Here is an 18383-nt window from a genome sequence, read left to right on the forward strand (position 1 = left end):
CATGGATTTAGTAAAAAATAAGTTTGACAGTCGCGAAGACATTATTCAATTAACACCACTATGGAAAGGCGAACGTTTTGAAAACGGTCGTCCTAAGGTTTCAGACGATATTCTTCGCAGGATTCGCAAAATAAATTTAGAGGAAGCATGGGGTCCGCTTTGGCACAGGGGGTATACGTACCAATTTGAAGGGGATTTTAAAATCATCCATCCTGAAAAAACTATAGTAGGTCGTGCAGTTACTGCTGTGATGGTACCAAAACGTCCTGACTTACACGAGGCGCTGCTTAACTATGGACATGAGCATGAAGGAAGAAAAGGCTTTTTTAATCAATGGGTGATCGATTCACTTGTTGAAGATGATGTTGTGGTTGTTGATATGTTCGATAAAATTTTCCAAGGAACATATGTTGGAGGAAACCTTTCAACCGCTATCTCAACACGAACGAAAAGAGGCGGAGCAGTTATTTGGGGAGGTATTCGCGACATTCAGCAAATTGAAGAGATTGATAACATCAATGTTTACTATCGTGGTAGTGACCCTACAGCAATTAATGATGTCACTATGGTTGGTATGAATGTTCCCACTCGTATAGGCAAGGCAATTTGTCTTCCAGGTGACGTTGTACTTGGAACACCAAGCGGAGTTATTTTTATTCCAGCACACTTAGCAGAGGAGACAGTTGTGCAAGCGGAAAAATCCCAAGTGCGTGATATTTTTGGATTTATACGTTTAAAAGAAGGTGTTTATAGTACTGCACAAATTGATGCTTCTTGGACAGTTTCGCTATGGCAAGACTTTACAAACTGGTTTAATCAAGCTGAAGAAGCAGCTGAATACCATCATCTAACATGGGATAAAGAGATTGAAGTAGCACATAAATTAGAAGAAGAAGGTCCCGCTAACGACGTTCGTTTATAAAATATACCTATCTTAGAAAGCTAAAGGGTCAAGTCCCCCAAACCAATTGGTGTTTATTAGGGGACTTGACCCTTTTTTTAAAAAAATCCTTTTCAGTCTATATAACTGAAAAGGATATAAGTCTTATCCTGCTATCTCTTCTACTTTATCTCTATACTCACTTGGTGTAACTCCGACTTTCTTTCTAAAGATCTGGCTAAAATATCAGGAGTCCTTATATCCAACTCTTTCGGCCACCTCATAGTTTTTTAAATGTGTATTTTTCAATAATTCCTTCGCTTTTTGAATGCGAATATCAGTCAAATGTTCAATAAACGTTCTTCCCGTATTTAGTTTAAATAACGAACTCAAATACGTCGGTGTAACATACACCTTTTGGGCTACACTATCTAATGAAACATTCTCGCAATCTTGTTCCATGTATTGAATGGTCTTTTTGATAATGCTGCTATGATTTCCGTTTTTAGTAATGACCTCATGCAATGCAGTTAAATGTTCACTTACATAATCCTTAATTCCTGAAAGGTTTCCATCCTTACAATTGACATAATTTCTACATTCTTGCAAGCGCTTACCTCCCCGAGTTCAGCTTGGACTCTTTTTTCAATTCCAACCAGAAGCCTTATCGTCAATTCGTAAATATATGTTTTATCAATCAAACCATTTTGCAAAAAATATTGATAAAAATCCTCTACAGCAAATTCAATTTCAATGCAATCTTCCGCAGATCTAATGAATTCATATAACTCTTTTTCCTTAGTAAGCGGATAGTTGCTTAATTCTTGATAATTACTCAATTCACTATAATAAACAATTTGGCCAAGTCCTTTATAAAACTTATCTTGTAAAGCTAACAGGGCCTGATGATAAGATTGGTGCACATTCTCTAATCTGTTGCATGGTTTACCTACACCAATACTAACCGGATATTTGAAATGTTCGTTTAACTTGTCATGAATAAATTCTATAAAATCCTTTGATACCCATGAGAACAATAATCCAATATGACTTTCCACATCCATAAATACGATTATGTTGTCACCTGCTTGATGCTGCAAGAAATCTATGATTCCCTCCATATACTTTCTTTTCTCACGCTCATTCAAAAATGTACTTGTAGAATCTACTACTGCTAAAACCGGAAATGTAAAAGAAGGATTTAATTTCAAATAGGATAATTCTTGTTTTAAATTATGTTGTCTCTCACCATCATTTGATACTAGGTCCATTAGATAATAATTCCTCATCAACTTTAAAATGACGTTATCCTTCCCAAAAATCCCTTGATTATGAATTTGCATGTCCATGTCCATTTCCCCTTTAATAAAAATTAGACATAGAAAATTATTTCAAATGCAACAATCTAAGTGCTGCTTCCTAACGAAAATATGTATCTTTATGCAAGAACGAAATAAAAGGAGAAAGTACCTCCGTTTTAATTATCGATAATCGATAATCGATAAGAAAATTATAACATATAAAAATCTCCATTTACTATATTTTTTTAAATATCTTCCAATTTGAAAAAAATAATGAACAAACATCCTAATTTCTCATATGAATATCGCTGGGATTTAAAGTTGTATATGCAACAAAATAACACATTAAGTAGTGCAATTTACCTCCCAAAGTGATATTAAACTTCCTTCTCCTTTTGGTTAATGGTATCTTAAAGAATCCCGGTTAAGTTGATTTAATAAAGTGAGATTTTTATAAAAAAATAAAGAAACCATCCATATTGGATGGCCATTGTTAAAAGATGTGCATATTTTTATTTTGATTAGAGTTGCCTGATACACAATACCAAATTACTAAGCGTTTCAGAAGTATGGAGTTTCTAATTCAAAGTAAGACCCGTTTCTTTTATTTTACAATTATATCTTTCTGGAGTTACGAGCACTTTCCTCTCAATGAGCATCTGTTCGCCAAAGTGGTTAAGAGATATTTTTGGATCTCTTTATAGAAAATTTGGTAATCTTGTGGAAGAGCATTGACACGCGAAACATGGGCTCTCCATTCTTTTGCCTTCGATGATTATAAACTGACTTTGCCTTTACACTTTCTCTGATAAAATCCTTAACTGTAAGTTCATTTAGGGGTAGCGTCAGGAAAATGCGGATTTACAACGCTAAGCCCATTTTCAAGACGATTCCCCCAGTTTTAACAACGTTAAGAAAGTTTCAATGGTCTTAAAGAATCTAACGAGACCATTTTCTCCGAATTAAAATGGTATTCTCCAAGTAAATTAATATGTTCCCAACCTAGAGGTGACATATGGTGCAATAATTCTTCATTAAAACTACCTGACCGTTTTTGATATTCAACTGCCTTTGTTAGATGTAAAGTATTCCAGATACTGATGGCATTGATAATTATGTTTAAGGCACTGGCCCTTTGCAATTGATGCTGTATGGTTCGTTCCCTAAGCTCGCCTTGTTTTCCGAAGAAAATAGCTCTTGCCAGTCCATTCATGGCTTCTCCTTTATTCAATCCTTTTTGTATTTTTCTTCTTAATGATTCATCCGAAATATAATTCAAAATAAAGATCGTTTTTTCTATTCGGCCTATCTCACGTAAGGCTGTAGCCAAGCTGTTTTGTCTTGAATAAGAACCTAATTTCCCCATAATAAGGGATGCTGAAACTGTTCCTTCCCTTATAGAATGAGCTAATCGCAAAACATCCTCATAATTCTCTTTAATGACCTTTGTATTTATTTGTCCACGTAAAATGACTTCTAATTTTGGATACTCACTTGCCTTATCTATTGTAAATAATTTCGAGTCTGATAAATCTCGTATTCTTGGAGCAAATTTAAATCCTAATAAATGGGTCAGTCCGAATATTTGGTCTGTGTAACCAGCTGTGTCTGTATAATGCTCTACTATATTTAGATCCGTCTCATGGTGTAACAAACCATCCAAAACATGAATCGCATCCCTTGAATTAGTATGAATAATCTTTGTGTAATAAGAAGAAAATTGATCACTTGTAAAACGATAGATGGTGGCTCCTTTTCCAGTTCCATAATGTGGGTTTGCATCTGCATGTAGCGATGAAACGCCTATCTGCATTCTCATACCATCGGACGAGGATGTTGTACCGTCTCCCCAATAGGAGGACAATTGCAATTTGTGATGAAAATTTACTAATACGGCTTGGGCTTTATTCATTGCATCTTCATACATGCGCCATTGTGATACATTGGCCAATTGCTTATATGTAAGTCCGGGTGTTGCTTCAGCCATTTTGCTTAAACCAATATTCATTCCCATTCCTAAAAGAGCAGCCATAATAATAATTGTTTCTTCTTTATCCGGTTTTCGATTATTGGAAGCATGAATAAATTGCTCATGAAATCCTGTTATATAAGCAATATCCATCAGTAAATCGGTTAATTTTATTCTTGGTAGCATCTGATACAGGCTTGCACTAAATTTTTTTGCTTCTTCTGGAACATCTTTTTCTAATCGTGCAATTGACAGCTTTCCTTTTTCAAGAGAAACCCCGTCTAACTTGTTGGAATTGGTAGCTAACCACTTTAACCTTTTGTTAAGGCTGCTGGTTCTCTCCGTCATATAATCCTCGAATGATAAACTAACTGATAATCTTGTATTCTCCTTCGTTTGATTCCATGTATCTTCTGAAAACAAATATTCTTCAAAGTCTCTATATTGTCTGCTGCCAACAATGGAAACATCTCCTGCCCTAACATGCTCCCGAAGTTCTGTTAAAACAGCCATTTCATAGTAATGACGATTGATTGTTGTACCATCATCCTCGTATAAATGCTTTTTCCAACGTTTTGAAATAAAATCCACAGGTGAGTCATCAGGCACTTTTCGCTTTCCGGATTCGTTTATTCCACGGATAATCTCAACAGCTTGTAAAAGTGGCTCATTTGCTTTTGTAGAATGAAATTCCAATACCCTTAATAGCGTTGGCGTATATTTTCTAAGTGAATAAAATCGTTTTTGCAGTAAGTCTATATAATCAAAGTCGGCAGGGCGTGCAAGCTCCTGAGCTTCTTCGACCGAAGAGACAAAAGAATTCCATTCGATAACGGATTCTAAAACCTCAAAAACGTCTAATTTTTCCTTTTTTGCTTTGATTAAAGCTTGTCCGATGTTCGTAAAGTGTATAACTTTCTCATTCAGCTTTTTACCGTTTTGTTTCTGAATTTCCTCTTGAGCCTTACGGCCTTTTGATAACAGACTAAGTATTTGTCTATCATGAATTTCAAAAGCTTTATCCGTTAACTCTTGAGTAAGATGTAATAAATAGACAGTTAATATCGAATATCGCTTATTTTCTTGAAAGTCACGGAATGCATATGGCTCATATCTTGAGCCTAAGCGAGATAGTTGTAACAGGCGATTGCGATGCAAATGACTAATTTGTACCGTTTCTAATTCCATTCCTCGTATGTATTCGAGTCGTTCTATTACTTTTAGAAATGTTTCGGGTGAAGGATGACCCGGTGGTTCCTTTAACCAACCCAATATCGTTTTATTGGATTCGGATGGATGCTGCGAAGTAATGATCTCTTCAAGCTTTCCTTTTTGTTCATTTGTAAGAGATTGACTAACAGTATTAAACAGTTTCTTTTCAGCCATTGTCCTTGCCTCCCACACCATTCTTTCAAGTGTAGTAATAGCAGGCAGTATGATTTTGTTTTTTCTTAGAAAATCTATACATTCATGTAGTAGATGTATGGCATCGCCATTTTCAAAAGCTAATTGATGAAGATGCTTAAATGCTATTCGATATTCTCTTAGAGTAAAAGTTACAAAGTCGTATTCACTTCGAAGTTCTTTCAAATGATCCCAAAGTGTATTTTCTCTTTGAGGATAAAGACTAATCGAAGATGGAGTGGCACCGATTTGTTTCGATATATAATGTATGACTGATTCCGGGATGCTTTTGATATGAGTGTATGGCCAACCGGGATACCGAAGAACAGCTAATTGAACAGCAAACCCTAAACGGTTTTCTTCTCTCCTTCGCTTATTAACTATTTCTAAATCCCGTTTGGAAAAAGTGAAGTAGGTCCCCAATATCCATTCATCTTCAGGGATTTGCATAAAATCCTGCCTCTGTTCCAGTGTAAGCAATTCTCTACCTCTCGCAATTTTCATTCAGTATCATCCCATTTCCATAATTATTCAGTTAATTAGTTCAATTATATATCAATAGAGTGTACTCTATTGATACAAGTTTAAAAGACTGATAATATAAGGGATTAGGTAGTCTCACAAGACTTGTCTCAAAAATGAGGTGAAAAAATGCGGAAAATTGGATATGTTCGAGTAAGTTCTGTAGGTCAAAATCCCGCCAGACAAATTCAGCAATTAAAAGAAATTGGAATGGATATTATTTATGAAGAAAAAATATCTGGTGCAACAAAGGAACGAGATCAATTGCAAAAAATGCTAGGAGATTTATGGGAAGGTGACACTATTTATGTTACAGACTTAACTCGAATCACTCGCAGTACACAAGACCTATTTGAATTAATCGATAACATACGAAGTAAAAAGGCAAGCTTAAAATCACTAAAAGATACATGGCTCGATTTATCAGAAGATAATCCATACAGCCAATTCTTAATTACGGTTATGGCAGGTGTGAACCAATTAGAACGGGACCTTATTCGAATGCGACAACGTGAAGGGATTGAGCTGGCTAAGAAAGAGGGGAAGTTTAAAGGCCGGTTAAAGAAGTATCATAAAAATCATGCAGGAATGAATTATGCAGTTAAGCTATATAAAGAAGGAAATATGACTGTAAATCAAATTTGTGAAATTACAAATGTGTCTAGAGCTTCATTATATAGAAAGCTATCAGAAGGGAACGAATAGCCCTTCCTTACCCGATATTCCAGAAAAGAGCCATTATATGGAATAAGACTTATTGAGTTACATGCACCTGAATTCAATAAAATTATAAAAAAGGGCTCCGAAAAGTCAGTTAGCCACTACTTTTCGGACAGCCCCTTTTTTATTCGATGTATTGTATCTGGTTGTTGGTTAATAATTTCTCCTATTCTGGAGATATTATTCCTTGATGTATTAAATTGGAGGTTGTTGTATGGAAAATAATCATGAACATATTAAACTAACCACAGCTGAAATCTCAACTCTTTGGAAAACTTATATCCAAAACACAGCAGTAAGATGTTTTTACAAGCATTTTCTTCAACATCTTCAAGATAAGGAAATAAAAGCAATTGTTGAAGAAGTCATGGCTTTGGTAGAAACAGTTATTAAGAAAATTGTAACGATTTTCGAAGAAGAAAACTTCCCAATACCAAAAGGGTTTTCAGATAAAGATATTGATTTATCGGCTCCAGCCCTATATACAGACTTATTTGCATTAAGTTTTGTTTATCGTGGAGGACAAGTAATTATTCCTCATTATGCAAATGTTTTACAAAGAGTGACTCGAATCGATTTATATAATTTATTTTCAGAATGTCTATACAGTGAAACGGAATTACATAAGAAAGCATTAAACCTTTTGCTTTCAAAAGGATTAAATGATCGACCTCCAAATATGGAGTATCCTAAAAATGTAGAGTTTATTCAACATCAACCATCATTAATAAATACTTGGCTAGGCGAGAAAAGACCTCTAAATACCTTAGAAATAACAGAGCTTTTTATCGAGATCGAAAGAAATGCCATTGGTATAATCCTTTTGATGGGATTAATACAGGTAACAAAAGATAAGGAAATAAAGGGATATTTATTAAAAGGAAAAAAACTTGCTGAAAAGCAAGTGGATACATTCGATAAGTTATTGAAAGAAAATGATCATTTTGTCGGATTCCCAATAACTATGGAGGTAACAAATTCAATTATTTCCCCATTCTCTGAAAGATTAATACTGTTTATTATAAGTACTTCAAACCAAATTGCTGTTTCTGCACTTGCGGATGCATTGTCTGTCTCAATGAGAAAAGATGTAGCAGCCCATTATTTCCTTATTATAGGAGAGGTAATGAAGTACGGTGACGAAGGGCTTAAACTTTTGATTGAACGAGGCTGGATGGAGCAACCTCCACAACCTATTGATAGAAATGAATTTTATAAATCATAAATCAAATAAAAGGAGAAAACCTTAATGGAACGATTATTTATAGTCTTTTCAAGCTTATTTTTTGCAGTATTTGTTGGTGTATTATTTCTATTGAGAAGTTTTTCATTGAAAAGACAAATTCAATATTGGCTAAGAAATACTTATTATAGATTTCTGACAACATTACGTAGCCCAATATAGGTTTTATTTTATGAAAAAAAGAGAACTTGAAGTGATACTATGGAGTATCGCATTACCTGGTTTCGGGCAAATCCTAAATCAGCAAATATTAAAAGGAACCTTATTTATTGTATTAGAATTTTTAATCAATGTTCAAAGCAACTTTAATCTGGCAATCATGTATAGTTTCTTAGGAGAGATTCAGAATGCCATTGAAGTAACTAACTATCAATGGCTTATGTTCTATCCTTGTTTATATATGTTTGCGATTTGGGATGCGTATAAAGATGCTGGAGGTGGAAAAGAAAGTTTTTCTTTTTTGCCTTTTGTTTTTTCTGCTTATTTTGTAACGGTAGGGTTGATCTATTCCTCAAATCTAAAGGTATTCGGGGTGCTATTAGGTCCTGTTTTTTTACCTATGTTGTTTTTGATTCCGGGCATAATTATTGGCTTACTTATAATATTTGTATTGGGGAATTTGAAATTAAAATATAATAACTAACCCGGATAAAATGAGGATGAAAACCGTTATAGACTATCTAACAACAAAAAACTGCTATTTATTGTTTATTCAATAAAGGGCGCTTTTCCAGAATAACGAAAAAAAGTCCAATTTCTCAGTATTAAAATTGAAAAATTGGACTTTTTAATATGGTAATTTCCTTAACGTTGTAAATCCACATTTTCCTGACGCTACCCCTTGTTGAGGATACATTTAAGTACGCAAATTTTTTTTTTTTGCAAAAGACCACTTTTTCAGTGGCATCTACTAAAATTAGTCTCTTTTTTCATTATCTTATTGAATTAACGTTACCCAAATAGCTCCATAAAAAAGGCTTCTTCCTATACAGATAACAGTGCCTGTTTTCCTTTTGTTCCAAACTCTAAACCTCTGTAGTCTTGCGTTCGTGCAAAGTACTTGAATATGACCAATATCACCATACTAACTTATCTGATTCCAAACCCTATCCAGATTTAAAGGGACATGTATTTTATCCCCATGTATTTCCCTATGTATGATAGGAGTTTCAAAGTAATGATCCAAATTTTTCATTTCTTTTTTTAACCTTGCTCTCTGTTTTCCTCCTAATAAATTTTCCAAGTTTTCTCCATAAGATTTCATAATATTTCTCCTTTTTAATCTTTTATTTTAGAATAACATTTATAATATAACTACTAACCATTTTGGTTTTTATGTAGTGTAATATAAACTTTAATAGATGTGATACGACAGATCTCAGATGTACAAACGTTATTGTAAATCATTTAAACCCTAATTGTTTCTAAATAGTTCTTTATTTTAAAATAACAAAAAGTTAAATCTACTTTTATCCCTAAATTATTATCTCCCTGCAACATTATGAGTCACAGGGAAATTAAATATCTTTACTCGGATTCTTGGAACATAATAGGACTTTGAGCTTGACTAACTGCAGTTTGAGCTTGTGCAATCTCATTAGCAGCTTGTTTAATCGCTTCTTTGGCTAAAGTTGGGTCTGACGAGGACTTTTCAATCGCTTGATTTAATAAATTTTGCGTAAGAGTTACATTTGCTTTTGCTTGATTTAATTGGTCTACATTAATTTGTTGAGTCATTAGTATCTCTCCTTTTTAATCTTTGAAATTAGTTACCCCTATATATTGACCTAATTCATTTTGTTTATTATTATTATTATTTTCCAATAATTACAATTCACCACTTGGGTTTTATACTATTAATACTTCTAAATTCACTTACGATAGGAGACACTGATAATAAAGACGAATAAATGATCATACCTCTGTTATTACGTCTATTTCCAAACATCCATCTATTATTTCGACCATTAAATAAAGAAGATAACCAACGTAAGTTGTTCATTTTGTGAGCACCTCTTTGTATTTATTTTAAAGAATATGTTCTTCTATTGTTTATTTTTTGTAGATTTTGACTTACTAAAAAAGTAATACCATTTTTTTGATCGTGCATCGCAATGAAATAAACAACCATTACCCTCTTAAAATAGGGGTCACTTTATTAATGGCTTCTTGTAATTTTTCACTATTTTTGCTATACATTTGCTTAGCTTCCTTTGCTTCTGTTCCAAGAGCGAACAACTCTAGGTCCGCCTGGCACTTTTTCATAGTCGAAAGGATTAAAGGCTTTTCTTGAGGGGACGGGACTTGAAGTTTATCATCAAAAAGGTCAATTGTTAATTGTCCGTCAGAATCCAACTGACCAAGAAAAACATTCTCAATGGTAACCCCTTGTTTTTCAATTTCTGTTTTTAACCAACTACGGCTTCGACCAATAGTGGCCAGAGGCTCATCCAAGATTTCTCCATCCATAATGACGGTCTGTGGTTCCTTAACGGAAGCAACAGTTAAGTTTACATCTTTTGGAGTCAAAGGTTGGTTTTCTTTCTTCAGCATAACGCTTAGATCTCCGGTTGGCTCTAATAACGCAAATTCCACATCGGCTACCTTAAAGACATCCCTCTTTCGAAGTAATTCCAGCAGCTCATCGGTTGTGTACTTTTCCTTTTTTAAATTTTCCTCCATGATTTTCCCATCTTTAATAAAAACAGTTGCTCTCCCTTCTATAAAATCTCGAAAGGTTTTGCTTTTTAAGGAAAGCAAACCTGCTAAAAAGGGTATTGCCGCGAAGACCACGATTCCGATTATCCCGTTAAACATGTTCCGTTCAAGTCCTGTGATAACTTCTGCGCCAATACTTCCAATTGTAATACCTACAACATATTCAAAAAAAGAAAGTTCAGAAAGTTGCTTTTTCCCTAACCATTTTGTGATTAAAAACAGGACAACGACAAATAATAATGACCGTATTACCACCTCTAACCATTCAGGCACTACTTACACCTCCTACAATAGAATGTTTTATCTTAAAAGCCTTTGTATTGAAACTCTTCTCTTTCCAATTCCCCAACTCGTTTTTTCAAATCTGTTACCACTTCATGCACGACCATCATGGTTTCATGCAAGGTACGCTTTGATTCATGGTCCTGAGTTCGTAAGGCTAAACTGGATAAATCAGCTTCTATACCTTTCAGACTTGCAAGAGATTGCTTCACTTCCGATGCAATGGTCATCCTACATCCTCCTATCCTTTTGGTTTAAATAGCAAGGCGCCAATCATTCCGAAAATAATGGCAGCTGAAATTCCGGCACTTGTCACTTCAAACATTCCCGAAATCACACCTACTAAGCCATGTTTTTCTGCTTCTTCCATCGCTCCATGAACCAGAGAATTCCCGAAACTTGTGATTGGAACCGTAGCTCCTGCCCCTGCAAAATCGATAAACGGTTCATATAAACCAAATCCATCAAGAAGGGCACCAATGACAACGAATGTACTTAATGTATGGGCTGGTGTGAGTTTAAACACATCAAACATAATTTGCCCTACAACGCAAATCAATCCACCAACGACAAAAGCCCAAAAGAATATCATGATCGTTGTTCACCTCCGTATTCAATCGATACTGCATGAGCGATACAAGGAATCGTTTCATTTTGCTGAAAACTTAACGGCGACAATAAAGCCCCTGTCGCTACAACTAACATTCGTTTAAATTCACCCTTTTTCATGCGGTTTAACAAATGACCATAAACAACCGTTGCTGAACAACCTGGACCACTAGCTCCTGCTAGAACTGGTTGCCCTTCGCGGTAAATCATTAATCCACAATCCTGATACTGTTCTTCACGTATAGGGGTTCCATGCTTTTTAAATAATTCAAGTGAAACTTCATGTCCAATTTGACCGAGGTCCCCGGTTACAATTAAGTCATAGTAAGAAGGGTCAATATTTCGTTCGGTAAAATGAGCCTCAATTGTATCAACGGCAGCTGGAGCCATCGCTCCTCCCATGTTAAAGGGATCAGTCATTCCCATGTCAATGACACGTCCAATCGTTGCAGACGTAACACGTGGTCCATCTCCGGAATCACTTAACAATGCGACTCCAGCACCAGTTACCGTCCATTGTGCTGTAGGAGGTTTCTGACCACCATACTCAGTCGGATAACGGAACTGTTTTTCAACCGAAGTGTTATGACTTGAAGCTCCCGTTAACAAATAATTGGCTCCTTTTGTGTTTATAAGGTAGGCACCAAGCGCCAGTCCCTCCATTGAGGTTGAACAGGCACCAAACAATCCTAGATAAGGTGTCCCTAGTGTTCGGCAAGCAAAGCTTGTTGGAGTAATCTGATTAATAAGGTCTCCTCCAAGGAAAAACTGAATTTGCTCCTTTTGAAGCTTGGCTTTTTCGATGGCTCTTTGACAAGCTTCTTCGAGTAGAACTTTATGGGCTTTCTCATAGGAATCTTGCTTAAGCCATAAGTCCGAATGAAGAATATCAAAATCTTCAGCAAGTAATCCGTCTGCTTCAAATGGTCCGCCAACCGTTCCGGTGGAGATAATAACGGGCTTTTGATCAAAGACCCATGTTCGATGACCCGTTAACATTTACAAACCACCCCACTGTATAAGTATCGTTTTAATTGTTGCAATCACAAACGCGGAAAAAACACCAAACAAAATCACGGAACCAGCTAATTTAAACATATTACCGCCTACACCTAACACAAATCCTTCTGTTCGATGTTCAATGGCAGCTGATATGACAGCATTTCCAAATCCAGTAACTGGAACAGCAGAACCTGCCCCTCCAAATTGTGCGATTCGGTCATAGACTCCGAAACCGGTAAGAAGCATAGAGATGAAAATTAAGGTACCAACCGTTGGATTCCCAGCTGTTTGGTCTGTAAAATCAAAATAATAGATATAAAACATTTGAATAGCCTGTCCGACAAGGCAAATGATTCCGCCTGTAATAAAAGCTTTTATACAATTCTTAAATAAGGGTCTTTTTGTTTCTAGTTTATTTTCAAGGGTTTGATACTCCTGTTGTACAGGTGTTAATTGTTTCTTTTGCTTATTTGACATATCTGCCCCTCTTTCATCATGCTTTTTCCTTCATTAAGCTTTTGATTTTGTCGAATTCTTTTTTTAATGTTTTCTTCTCTGTCTTATCTTTTTGTAATTTTTGTTCCAATTGTTCAAGTTCCAAATACATTTTTGAATCGGTTGAGACGATAATTTTATGATTGGGATATGCTTTTTCTAAGTCTGATTTCACTTTCTTTTCAATGTTCTTTAATCGAAACCGATCAAATTGATCAACTTTTACAGCCAATAACAACTCCTTATCGGTATTCACAGCCTTTACACCTGAAACCTCTTTTTCTTTGATTACCTTTTCCTTTGCTTCGTTAGCAACAGATTGATCGATGGGCTTGCTTGTATGTACCTTTACGATTTCTGCATCATCATTGTTATTGGCAAACTGATTCTGATTTCCGGTACATCCTGAGCCAAGTCCAATAATCACTATTAAAAAAAGACCGATGTTTACTATCTTCACCTTATTTTTCATGGAATCACCCACCCGTTTCTATCTATAAATCGAGTATAAAAAAAGGTTGATTGAATCAACCTTCTTTATATCGTTCTATTCTTTGTATTGAGGTTCTTCTTGTTCGATTTGTTGAACACGTGGTTCAATGCTGTCTACAACGGATTGGGTTTGTTGAGCAGCTTGTTTGTAAAGCTGTTTCGCTTGTTCATTATCAGTACCTAGTGCAAATGTTTCGAAACTAGCCTGCGCACTTTTCAATCCTGCTAGAGCTGTCTTGACATCATTTATTACAGTCATTTTAGGTTCCTTCTTTCTTTTATTAAATGCTTACAAATGTATTGTTTCTTTCTGGATGGTGTTTATGTAAATTTGAATATAGTAATTTATTGGAAAAACAACATAACGAAGGCAATGCAATATGAACATTAAAATATAAGATAACAGAAAATAACAATAGTAAAAACAGCAGTTACCCCAGCAAATTAATCAGTGATCTCTATCATTTGTTTTGGATGTATTGCAGCTCAAAGGGTGGGAATGGATTTAGTCCCTATTGTTTATGGAAAATAAGCTTTTACATAATAAAAATAGCAAAAAACGAAGAACAGCCCTGAAATTAAACGTAGGTCTGAATTCTTATTATGTCAGCCTACACATGTTTAATAATTCGATGGAATAACATTAAAGTGATGAACTCATAACTCAGGAGGTGTAATTATGACAAAACTATTTGTAAGTAGATCCTTAGATGAAATTCGTTTCTGGTCAAGGATTATGAAAGAGCATGCCTTATTTTTAAGCCTTGGATTTGACTATAATGATGATAGACAACTTATCGAAGAAGCACGACAATTTATTACTTTATTTGAATGAATTGAAGAACAACTTAGTCGATATTCTCCCAACTCTGATCCACAGGAAATTAGAAATTTTAACAATCAAGTTTATCAGGTTGCTGCTTAAATATGGGCTAATAAGCGAAAAGTTCTGGGATTAGTTTTGCGTTGTGAGATCCGATCAAATAACTATGCATTGCTAGTTGACCATATAAGCAGAGAAGCTGCTTACTTTGCTAATCGCTTAAAAGAACTAAATGAAGGTAGAATGCTACCTTTAGCTGATGCAATTATAAAGGAAAATGTCTTTTTTCTAAAAATTATGGCAGACCATTCAAAATTTATTGGTCATCTTCTTGATCCTTCCGAAAGGAAATTAGTTGAACAAGCAAGAGAATTTAGTCATGACTTTGATCAACTTGTTTTTCAAGCAATTGATTTAGATTCCATGCGTCCTCAATCTGAAACTGAACCAATTTTAGATCAATTTCTTGATCAAAACCGTGTATCAGTAGTTGCTTTACGCGATTTTAAGAAGACAGCAAGAGAGTTAATCGAAGCATGTAGGATAAAAAGTAACATTCATCCACTGCTTGCTGATCACACCTTTCGTGAAGCCGAACGTTTTTTATCTATCATTGATATTTTGAGGCTAATCTTAAATCACAAAATAAATGATCTCAAACTAAAATACTTAATTTGCGTAATTTGCAACTCGCAATCTTACTGTAGTTAACGAAGTTAGTGCACCGTCAATATAGAGAAAACCCTTGTCACGTTTCTCGATGAACTTATCGTACAATAAGGAGTTACGCTTCACGATGTATTGTGCCAAATAGTTCATGCTTTTCTCCAATGCCTTAAAACCTATAGACAATTCGACTTTGACCTTTTCTAACGATGTCTTTATATCATCTGACAGTGTGGTAGGTACCTTTAATTGGGATAAAGTCAGGGAATTTTTAGCAAGCTTTTGTTCTGCCGATAAGGCAATATTATATAAGCTTTCCTCGTCTAGTTCCTCGTCCAGTTTATCCAATGGTTTTATACCAGATTCGATTAAATCAAAGATCTTTTTTTCAAATTCCGAAAATGCTTGCTGTTTTGAATCATTCCCTATTTCAGCTAATAAAATGAGGGGCTGGACGGAAACAGAAAAACAGATCAATACCAAGATGATTACATACTTATGTATCCAACGAAGTATCATAATTTGATTCCTTCCCTTTTTTTATTATGCTTACATTATGTTCTGAATCATTGATTATATGTACCTCAAGACCATTTAGAGATAATTTATCCTGTATACCCTATTCATTCTTAGTTAACATAATCGAGTTTTATCGGTACGAAAAAAGGAACTTCGATTGAGAGATCCTTTTTCAATGCCGATAATGCTTCATTATGTTAATTAGATTTGTAGCTGAATAAATAAAGCTAACAATCCATTAACAACTATGATACTTAAAAAGGCTTAATGACAGGGTTCTTGCTCTAGACCGCAAAGTAAATGTGGAGAAATAATAAAATACGCCTTATTAGTTTATTTCTCCTAGTTTTCTTCGATTTATTGCCCTATATAGAGAACCTTGAGATATTCCGGTTGCTGAGACTATCTCTTTAACAGAATATTCTTTACTGTCATACATCCGAAGTGCAACAGTGAGCTTTTCTTTATCTAGCTTGGGTCTACCTAATGTTTTTCCACGCTTTTTACTTGCTTTGAGTCCTTCCTTTACTCTCTCAGCAATAAGATTTCTTTCTAATTCTGCAATTACGCACATCATTTGGAACATCGCTTTGCCTGTAGAGGTTCTTGTATCCATATTTTCCTTTAAAGAAATGAATTGCACTCCGGTCTCTTCCAACTGTTGAATAATGTTGAGGATATCCAATGTTTTACGTCCTAAACGGGAGATACTCTCTACTACAACTGTATCGCCATTCCTGAGCGTATCAAAAAGTTGATGAAGACCTTTTCAATCTTTAATTGTACCAGTAAACTTCTCTTTTACTATTTTTTCACAACCATATTCAGTAAGAATACTAATTTGACGATCTAAGTTTTGGTCAATAGTAGAATCACGCGCATAACCAATAATCATATGTAACCTCCAGTAAACTTGTATATTTTCATTTTACAAGAGGTAACTTTGTTGTAAAGGTATTTGGTAATCTTTTTGGCAATTATTTTTGGTAAACGATAATCCTAATAAAATCAAAGGTGTCACTTTAGGATTTATTTTGCACCTTTTTAAGTGTTATTTTGCATATCCAACTTTAAAACCCAGCAACCTTCACATGAGAAGATTATCTGGGTTTCTTAAATATTTACATCCATTATTTAGAGAACTATTCGGATCCGTCTAGTAAAAAAGCAACTGCTTCTTCAGCAATCGTGCCCTTTTCTTGAATAACAATATAGGTCTTAGTCCTAAAATCAATTCACACATTAGTTCAATAACCAACCAATTTATTTGCGAAACAAAAGGGAAAGGGTATTCTATTCCAGATTAGTCTAATATTTTGTTTAAACTATCGAATTCTTTCCTCGTACTAATAAAATTTGCAATTAAATAAAGGACAAAGAATATTGGAAATGAATATATATATTCCCATTGCTCTGAATTATATATTTTAATCCATTCAAAGATTGGTTCACCAATAAGAGCACTTCCACCTGCGAAAATAAATGCCTTAAAATACGGATTGAAGTTAGGCTTATACTGAATAAGAAACATAACAATTACCGGTAAAATAGTAAAATCCCATGGCAAATAAGAAGGGAGGAAAGGGAGAACGTCATAATTATAATGCCATAAACCTAATGTAATACCTATGAAATCAAACCAGCAACTAATAAAAATAATAAAAAAACCAGCGCAAAGCAATCTGTAAGTGCTTTCTTTTTTTCTGAAATAAAACCATAAGATCCACGGTACCACTGATAAAAACACTCCTAACCACCATTGCCAAGTGAAAACAACATTTTCAATCCAGAAATCTAATTTTTTGTTGTGTGTTTCTTCAATTAATTCATATATTTTCTCTGCTTTTTTTAAGTATTCTTTTTGGTCCATGTTTGAACACCCTCACTTCATATTAAATCAGGTATTTCAACCTTCAATATTTAGCATCTCCTAAAACATTCACTCTATAATTTTACATAATTATCCACATATCTTGAAAGTGAGTTACTAAACAATAGGGCCATATAGTTGAATAAAGGAATTTTGTTCTAAACAACTATTTGTTGAATGTCTGCATTTTTCAACGAAAGGATGAGCTTCTAACCGTTAAAAGTAAACATATTCAGCTTGTGGTGCATATACTGGATTGGTCCTTTATATAGGGTAATAAATAAGATATCTAATCCTTTATTCTTCAGAACATAAACTTTAAATTTAGGGGGAGATTAGTATTGCAAACTGCACAGCAAACAATGGTTAGTATTCCATTCCCATCAGTATGGGGTATCCATGCTGCTATAGCTGGTAGACCAATCATTTGGGGCGTACTCACCATTAACTCTATTACAGATAACAGGGTAATTGGTACGGTTAATTTTCGTGGTACACCTATTCCAATTAATGGATCTTGGGATGAAAACACCAAACAAATAAGATTTGATTCATCTTATGCCACATTTTATGGCAACTTAGCCATATTTGATGATCCACAGATTAGAATTCGACATTTTATTTTAAATGGGAGGCTTATTATGAAACCTCCTTCTTTACAAGCAGGCGAATACGGAACATGGGTTGCTACAACCGATAGAACTCTTACCGGATATCCCGTTAGTAGTAGTACCTTGCCCCCTGTTGGAGTCTTTTTAACATCGAATATACTTAGTCAGCTGCAGCAGAATTACGGAAGATATTAGGATTAAATAGAAGAAATGTAAAACGAACCTCCTTTTTTGTTTTTCGATACATCTCCAACATT

General features: G+C 34.7%; 19 protein-coding genes and 4 pseudogenes. 6 read left to right on the top strand and 17 right to left on the bottom strand.

Annotated elements, in window-relative coordinates:
* Position 1 precedes the first annotated feature (1 nt).
* A complete protein-coding gene (locus tag ACSVDH_RS15460) occupies positions 2 to 922 on the top strand; it encodes an RraA family protein (protein ID WP_439251150.1) in 921 nt (306 codons plus the stop codon).
* Positions 923 to 1045: 123 nt separating this feature from the next.
* On the opposite strand, the pseudogene ACSVDH_RS15465 reads toward ACSVDH_RS15460, so the two are convergent.
* The 5 genes and pseudogenes from ACSVDH_RS15465 to ACSVDH_RS15485 all read right to left on the bottom strand — a co-directional run.
* Positions 1046 to 1126, bottom strand: a pseudogene (locus ACSVDH_RS15465) (AraC family transcriptional regulator); the annotation flags it as partial.
* Positions 1127 to 1489: a helix-turn-helix transcriptional regulator gene (locus tag ACSVDH_RS15470; protein ID WP_439251152.1), complete on the bottom strand. Its 363-nt coding sequence runs from the start codon at positions 1487 to 1489 to the stop codon at positions 1127 to 1129.
* Positions 1423 to 2229 (bottom strand): CdaR family protein, encoded by an 807-nt coding sequence (locus ACSVDH_RS15475; RefSeq protein ID WP_439251154.1) that lies wholly within the window; start codon positions 2227 to 2229, stop codon positions 1423 to 1425. The genes ACSVDH_RS15470 and ACSVDH_RS15475 overlap by 67 nt, the downstream gene beginning before the upstream one ends.
* Positions 2230 to 2860: 631 nt before the next feature.
* Positions 2861 to 2944 (bottom strand): annotated as a pseudogene (locus tag ACSVDH_RS15480) (DUF1048 domain-containing protein); the annotation flags it as partial.
* Positions 2945 to 3091: 147 nt separating this feature from the next.
* Positions 3092 to 6058, bottom strand: coding sequence for a Tn3 family transposase (locus ACSVDH_RS15485; RefSeq protein ID WP_439251156.1), 2967 nt, complete (start codon positions 6056 to 6058; stop codon positions 3092 to 3094).
* A gap of 147 nt (positions 6059 to 6205) precedes the next feature.
* On the opposite strand from ACSVDH_RS15485, the gene ACSVDH_RS15490 reads away from it, so the two are divergent.
* The 3 genes from ACSVDH_RS15490 to ACSVDH_RS15500 all read left to right on the top strand — a co-directional run bounded on the left by ACSVDH_RS15490 (position 6206) and on the right by ACSVDH_RS15500 (position 8682).
* The gene (locus tag ACSVDH_RS15490; protein WP_439251158.1) at positions 6206 to 6781 is read left to right on the top strand and encodes a recombinase family protein; all 576 of its coding nucleotides are present in this window, start codon (positions 6206 to 6208) and stop codon (positions 6779 to 6781) included.
* Positions 6782 to 7010: 229 nt separating this feature from the next.
* Positions 7011 to 8021: a DUF3231 family protein gene (locus tag ACSVDH_RS15495; protein ID WP_439251160.1), complete on the top strand. Its 1011-nt coding sequence runs from the start codon at positions 7011 to 7013 to the stop codon at positions 8019 to 8021.
* A gap of 190 nt (positions 8022 to 8211) precedes the next feature.
* On the top strand, positions 8212 to 8682 hold the full coding sequence (locus ACSVDH_RS15500; protein WP_439251162.1) for a hypothetical protein: 471 nt from the start codon (positions 8212 to 8214) through the stop codon (positions 8680 to 8682).
* Between the two features lie 441 nt (positions 8683 to 9123).
* Here ACSVDH_RS15500 and ACSVDH_RS15505 read toward each other — a convergent pair whose 3' ends face one another.
* From ACSVDH_RS15505 to ACSVDH_RS15545, 9 genes are all read right to left on the bottom strand, one after another.
* Positions 9124 to 9303 carry a hypothetical protein gene (locus tag ACSVDH_RS15505; RefSeq protein WP_034333610.1) on the bottom strand — a complete coding sequence of 60 codons (180 nt, stop codon included), beginning with the start codon at positions 9301 to 9303 and terminating at the stop codon, positions 9124 to 9126.
* A 263-nt stretch (positions 9304 to 9566) separates the two neighbouring features.
* A complete protein-coding gene (locus tag ACSVDH_RS15510; protein ID WP_026562901.1) occupies positions 9567 to 9776 on the bottom strand; it encodes a hypothetical protein in 210 nt (69 codons plus the stop codon).
* A 393-nt stretch (positions 9777 to 10169) separates the two neighbouring features.
* Complete coding sequence (locus ACSVDH_RS15515) at positions 10170 to 11030, bottom strand: DUF421 domain-containing protein (protein ID WP_439251165.1); 861 nt, start codon at positions 11028 to 11030, stop codon at positions 10170 to 10172.
* Between the two features lie 32 nt (positions 11031 to 11062).
* Positions 11063 to 11269, bottom strand: a complete 207-nt coding sequence (locus ACSVDH_RS15520) for a DUF1657 domain-containing protein (protein ID WP_368659664.1) — start codon at positions 11267 to 11269, stop codon at positions 11063 to 11065.
* 11 nt (positions 11270 to 11280) lie between these two features.
* Positions 11281 to 11631 (bottom strand): stage V sporulation protein AE, encoded by a 351-nt coding sequence (spoVAE, locus tag ACSVDH_RS15525; protein ID WP_145584932.1) that lies wholly within the window; start codon positions 11629 to 11631, stop codon positions 11281 to 11283.
* Positions 11628 to 12647: a stage V sporulation protein AD gene (spoVAD, locus tag ACSVDH_RS15530; RefSeq protein ID WP_145584931.1), complete on the bottom strand. Its 1020-nt coding sequence runs from the start codon at positions 12645 to 12647 to the stop codon at positions 11628 to 11630. Before spoVAD ends, spoVAE begins: the two co-directional genes overlap by 4 nt.
* Positions 12648 to 13127 carry a stage V sporulation protein AC gene (gene spoVAC / locus ACSVDH_RS15535; RefSeq protein WP_439251169.1) on the bottom strand — a complete coding sequence of 160 codons (480 nt, stop codon included), beginning with the start codon at positions 13125 to 13127 and terminating at the stop codon, positions 12648 to 12650.
* A 16-nt stretch (positions 13128 to 13143) separates the two neighbouring features.
* The gene (locus ACSVDH_RS15540; RefSeq protein ID WP_439251171.1) at positions 13144 to 13617 is read right to left on the bottom strand and encodes a YhcN/YlaJ family sporulation lipoprotein; all 474 of its coding nucleotides are present in this window, start codon (positions 13615 to 13617) and stop codon (positions 13144 to 13146) included.
* Between the two features lie 75 nt (positions 13618 to 13692).
* Entirely contained in the window at positions 13693 to 13896 is a 204-nt protein-coding gene (locus tag ACSVDH_RS15545) for a DUF1657 domain-containing protein (RefSeq protein WP_026562851.1), read from the bottom strand.
* Between the two features lie 420 nt (positions 13897 to 14316).
* Here ACSVDH_RS15545 and ACSVDH_RS15550 point away from each other — a divergent pair.
* A pseudogene (locus ACSVDH_RS15550) lies at positions 14317 to 15171 on the top strand (DUF2935 domain-containing protein).
* Here ACSVDH_RS15550 and ACSVDH_RS15555 read toward each other — a convergent pair.
* From ACSVDH_RS15555 to ACSVDH_RS15565, 3 genes and pseudogenes are all read right to left on the bottom strand, one after another.
* Complete coding sequence (locus ACSVDH_RS15555) at positions 15130 to 15645, bottom strand: hypothetical protein (protein ID WP_439251173.1); 516 nt, start codon at positions 15643 to 15645, stop codon at positions 15130 to 15132. The pseudogene ACSVDH_RS15550 and the gene ACSVDH_RS15555 overlap by 42 nt on opposite strands.
* A 328-nt stretch (positions 15646 to 15973) precedes the next feature.
* Positions 15974 to 16540 (bottom strand): annotated as a pseudogene (locus ACSVDH_RS15560) (recombinase family protein).
* A gap of 408 nt (positions 16541 to 16948) precedes the next feature.
* Positions 16949 to 17515 (bottom strand): CBO0543 family protein, encoded by a 567-nt coding sequence (locus ACSVDH_RS15565; RefSeq protein ID WP_439251175.1) that lies wholly within the window; start codon positions 17513 to 17515, stop codon positions 16949 to 16951.
* Between the two features lie 341 nt (positions 17516 to 17856).
* On the opposite strand from ACSVDH_RS15565, the gene ACSVDH_RS15570 reads away from it, so the two are divergent.
* Positions 17857 to 18321 carry a hypothetical protein gene (locus tag ACSVDH_RS15570; RefSeq protein WP_439251176.1) on the top strand — a complete coding sequence of 155 codons (465 nt, stop codon included), beginning with the start codon at positions 17857 to 17859 and terminating at the stop codon, positions 18319 to 18321.
* Positions 18322 to 18383 lie beyond the last annotated feature (62 nt).

This window comes from Metabacillus sp. Hm71 (genome assembly GCF_051842955.2).
Lineage (GTDB): Bacteria > Bacillota > Bacilli > Bacillales > Bacillaceae > Metabacillus.

Bases quoted from the DNA above. Each gene is read 5' to 3' on its own strand.
- ACSVDH_RS15460 (WP_439251150.1), top strand. From the start codon at position 2: ATGGATTTAGTAAAAAATAAGTTTGACAGTCGCGAAGACATTATTCAA.
- ACSVDH_RS15475 (WP_439251154.1), bottom strand. From the start codon at position 2,229: ATGGACATGCAAATTCATAATCAAGGGATTTTTGGGAAGGATAACGTC.
- ACSVDH_RS15485 (WP_439251156.1), bottom strand. From the start codon at position 6,058: ATGAAAATTGCGAGAGGTAGAGAATTGCTTACACTGGAACAGAGGCAG.
- ACSVDH_RS15490 (WP_439251158.1), top strand. From the start codon at position 6,206: ATGCGGAAAATTGGATATGTTCGAGTAAGTTCTGTAGGTCAAAATCCC.
- ACSVDH_RS15495 (WP_439251160.1), top strand. From the start codon at position 7,011: ATGGAAAATAATCATGAACATATTAAACTAACCACAGCTGAAATCTCA.
- ACSVDH_RS15500 (WP_439251162.1), top strand. From the start codon at position 8,212: ATGAAAAAAAGAGAACTTGAAGTGATACTATGGAGTATCGCATTACCT.
- ACSVDH_RS15505 (WP_034333610.1), bottom strand. From the start codon at position 9,303: ATGAAATCTTATGGAGAAAACTTGGAAAATTTATTAGGAGGAAAACAG.
- ACSVDH_RS15510 (WP_026562901.1), bottom strand. From the start codon at position 9,776: ATGACTCAACAAATTAATGTAGACCAATTAAATCAAGCAAAAGCAAAT.
- ACSVDH_RS15520 (WP_368659664.1), bottom strand. From the start codon at position 11,269: ATGACCATTGCATCGGAAGTGAAGCAATCTCTTGCAAGTCTGAAAGGT.
- spoVAE (WP_145584932.1), bottom strand. From the start codon at position 11,631: ATGATATTCTTTTGGGCTTTTGTCGTTGGTGGATTGATTTGCGTTGTA.
- spoVAD (WP_145584931.1), bottom strand. From the start codon at position 12,647: ATGTTAACGGGTCATCGAACATGGGTCTTTGATCAAAAGCCCGTTATT.
- spoVAC (WP_439251169.1), bottom strand. From the start codon at position 13,127: ATGTCAAATAAGCAAAAGAAACAATTAACACCTGTACAACAGGAGTAT.
- ACSVDH_RS15540 (WP_439251171.1), bottom strand. From the start codon at position 13,617: ATGAAAAATAAGGTGAAGATAGTAAACATCGGTCTTTTTTTAATAGTG.
- ACSVDH_RS15545 (WP_026562851.1), bottom strand. From the start codon at position 13,896: ATGACTGTAATAAATGATGTCAAGACAGCTCTAGCAGGATTGAAAAGT.
- ACSVDH_RS15555 (WP_439251173.1), bottom strand. From the start codon at position 15,645: ATGATACTTCGTTGGATACATAAGTATGTAATCATCTTGGTATTGATC.
- ACSVDH_RS15565 (WP_439251175.1), bottom strand. From the start codon at position 17,515: ATGGACCAAAAAGAATACTTAAAAAAAGCAGAGAAAATATATGAATTA.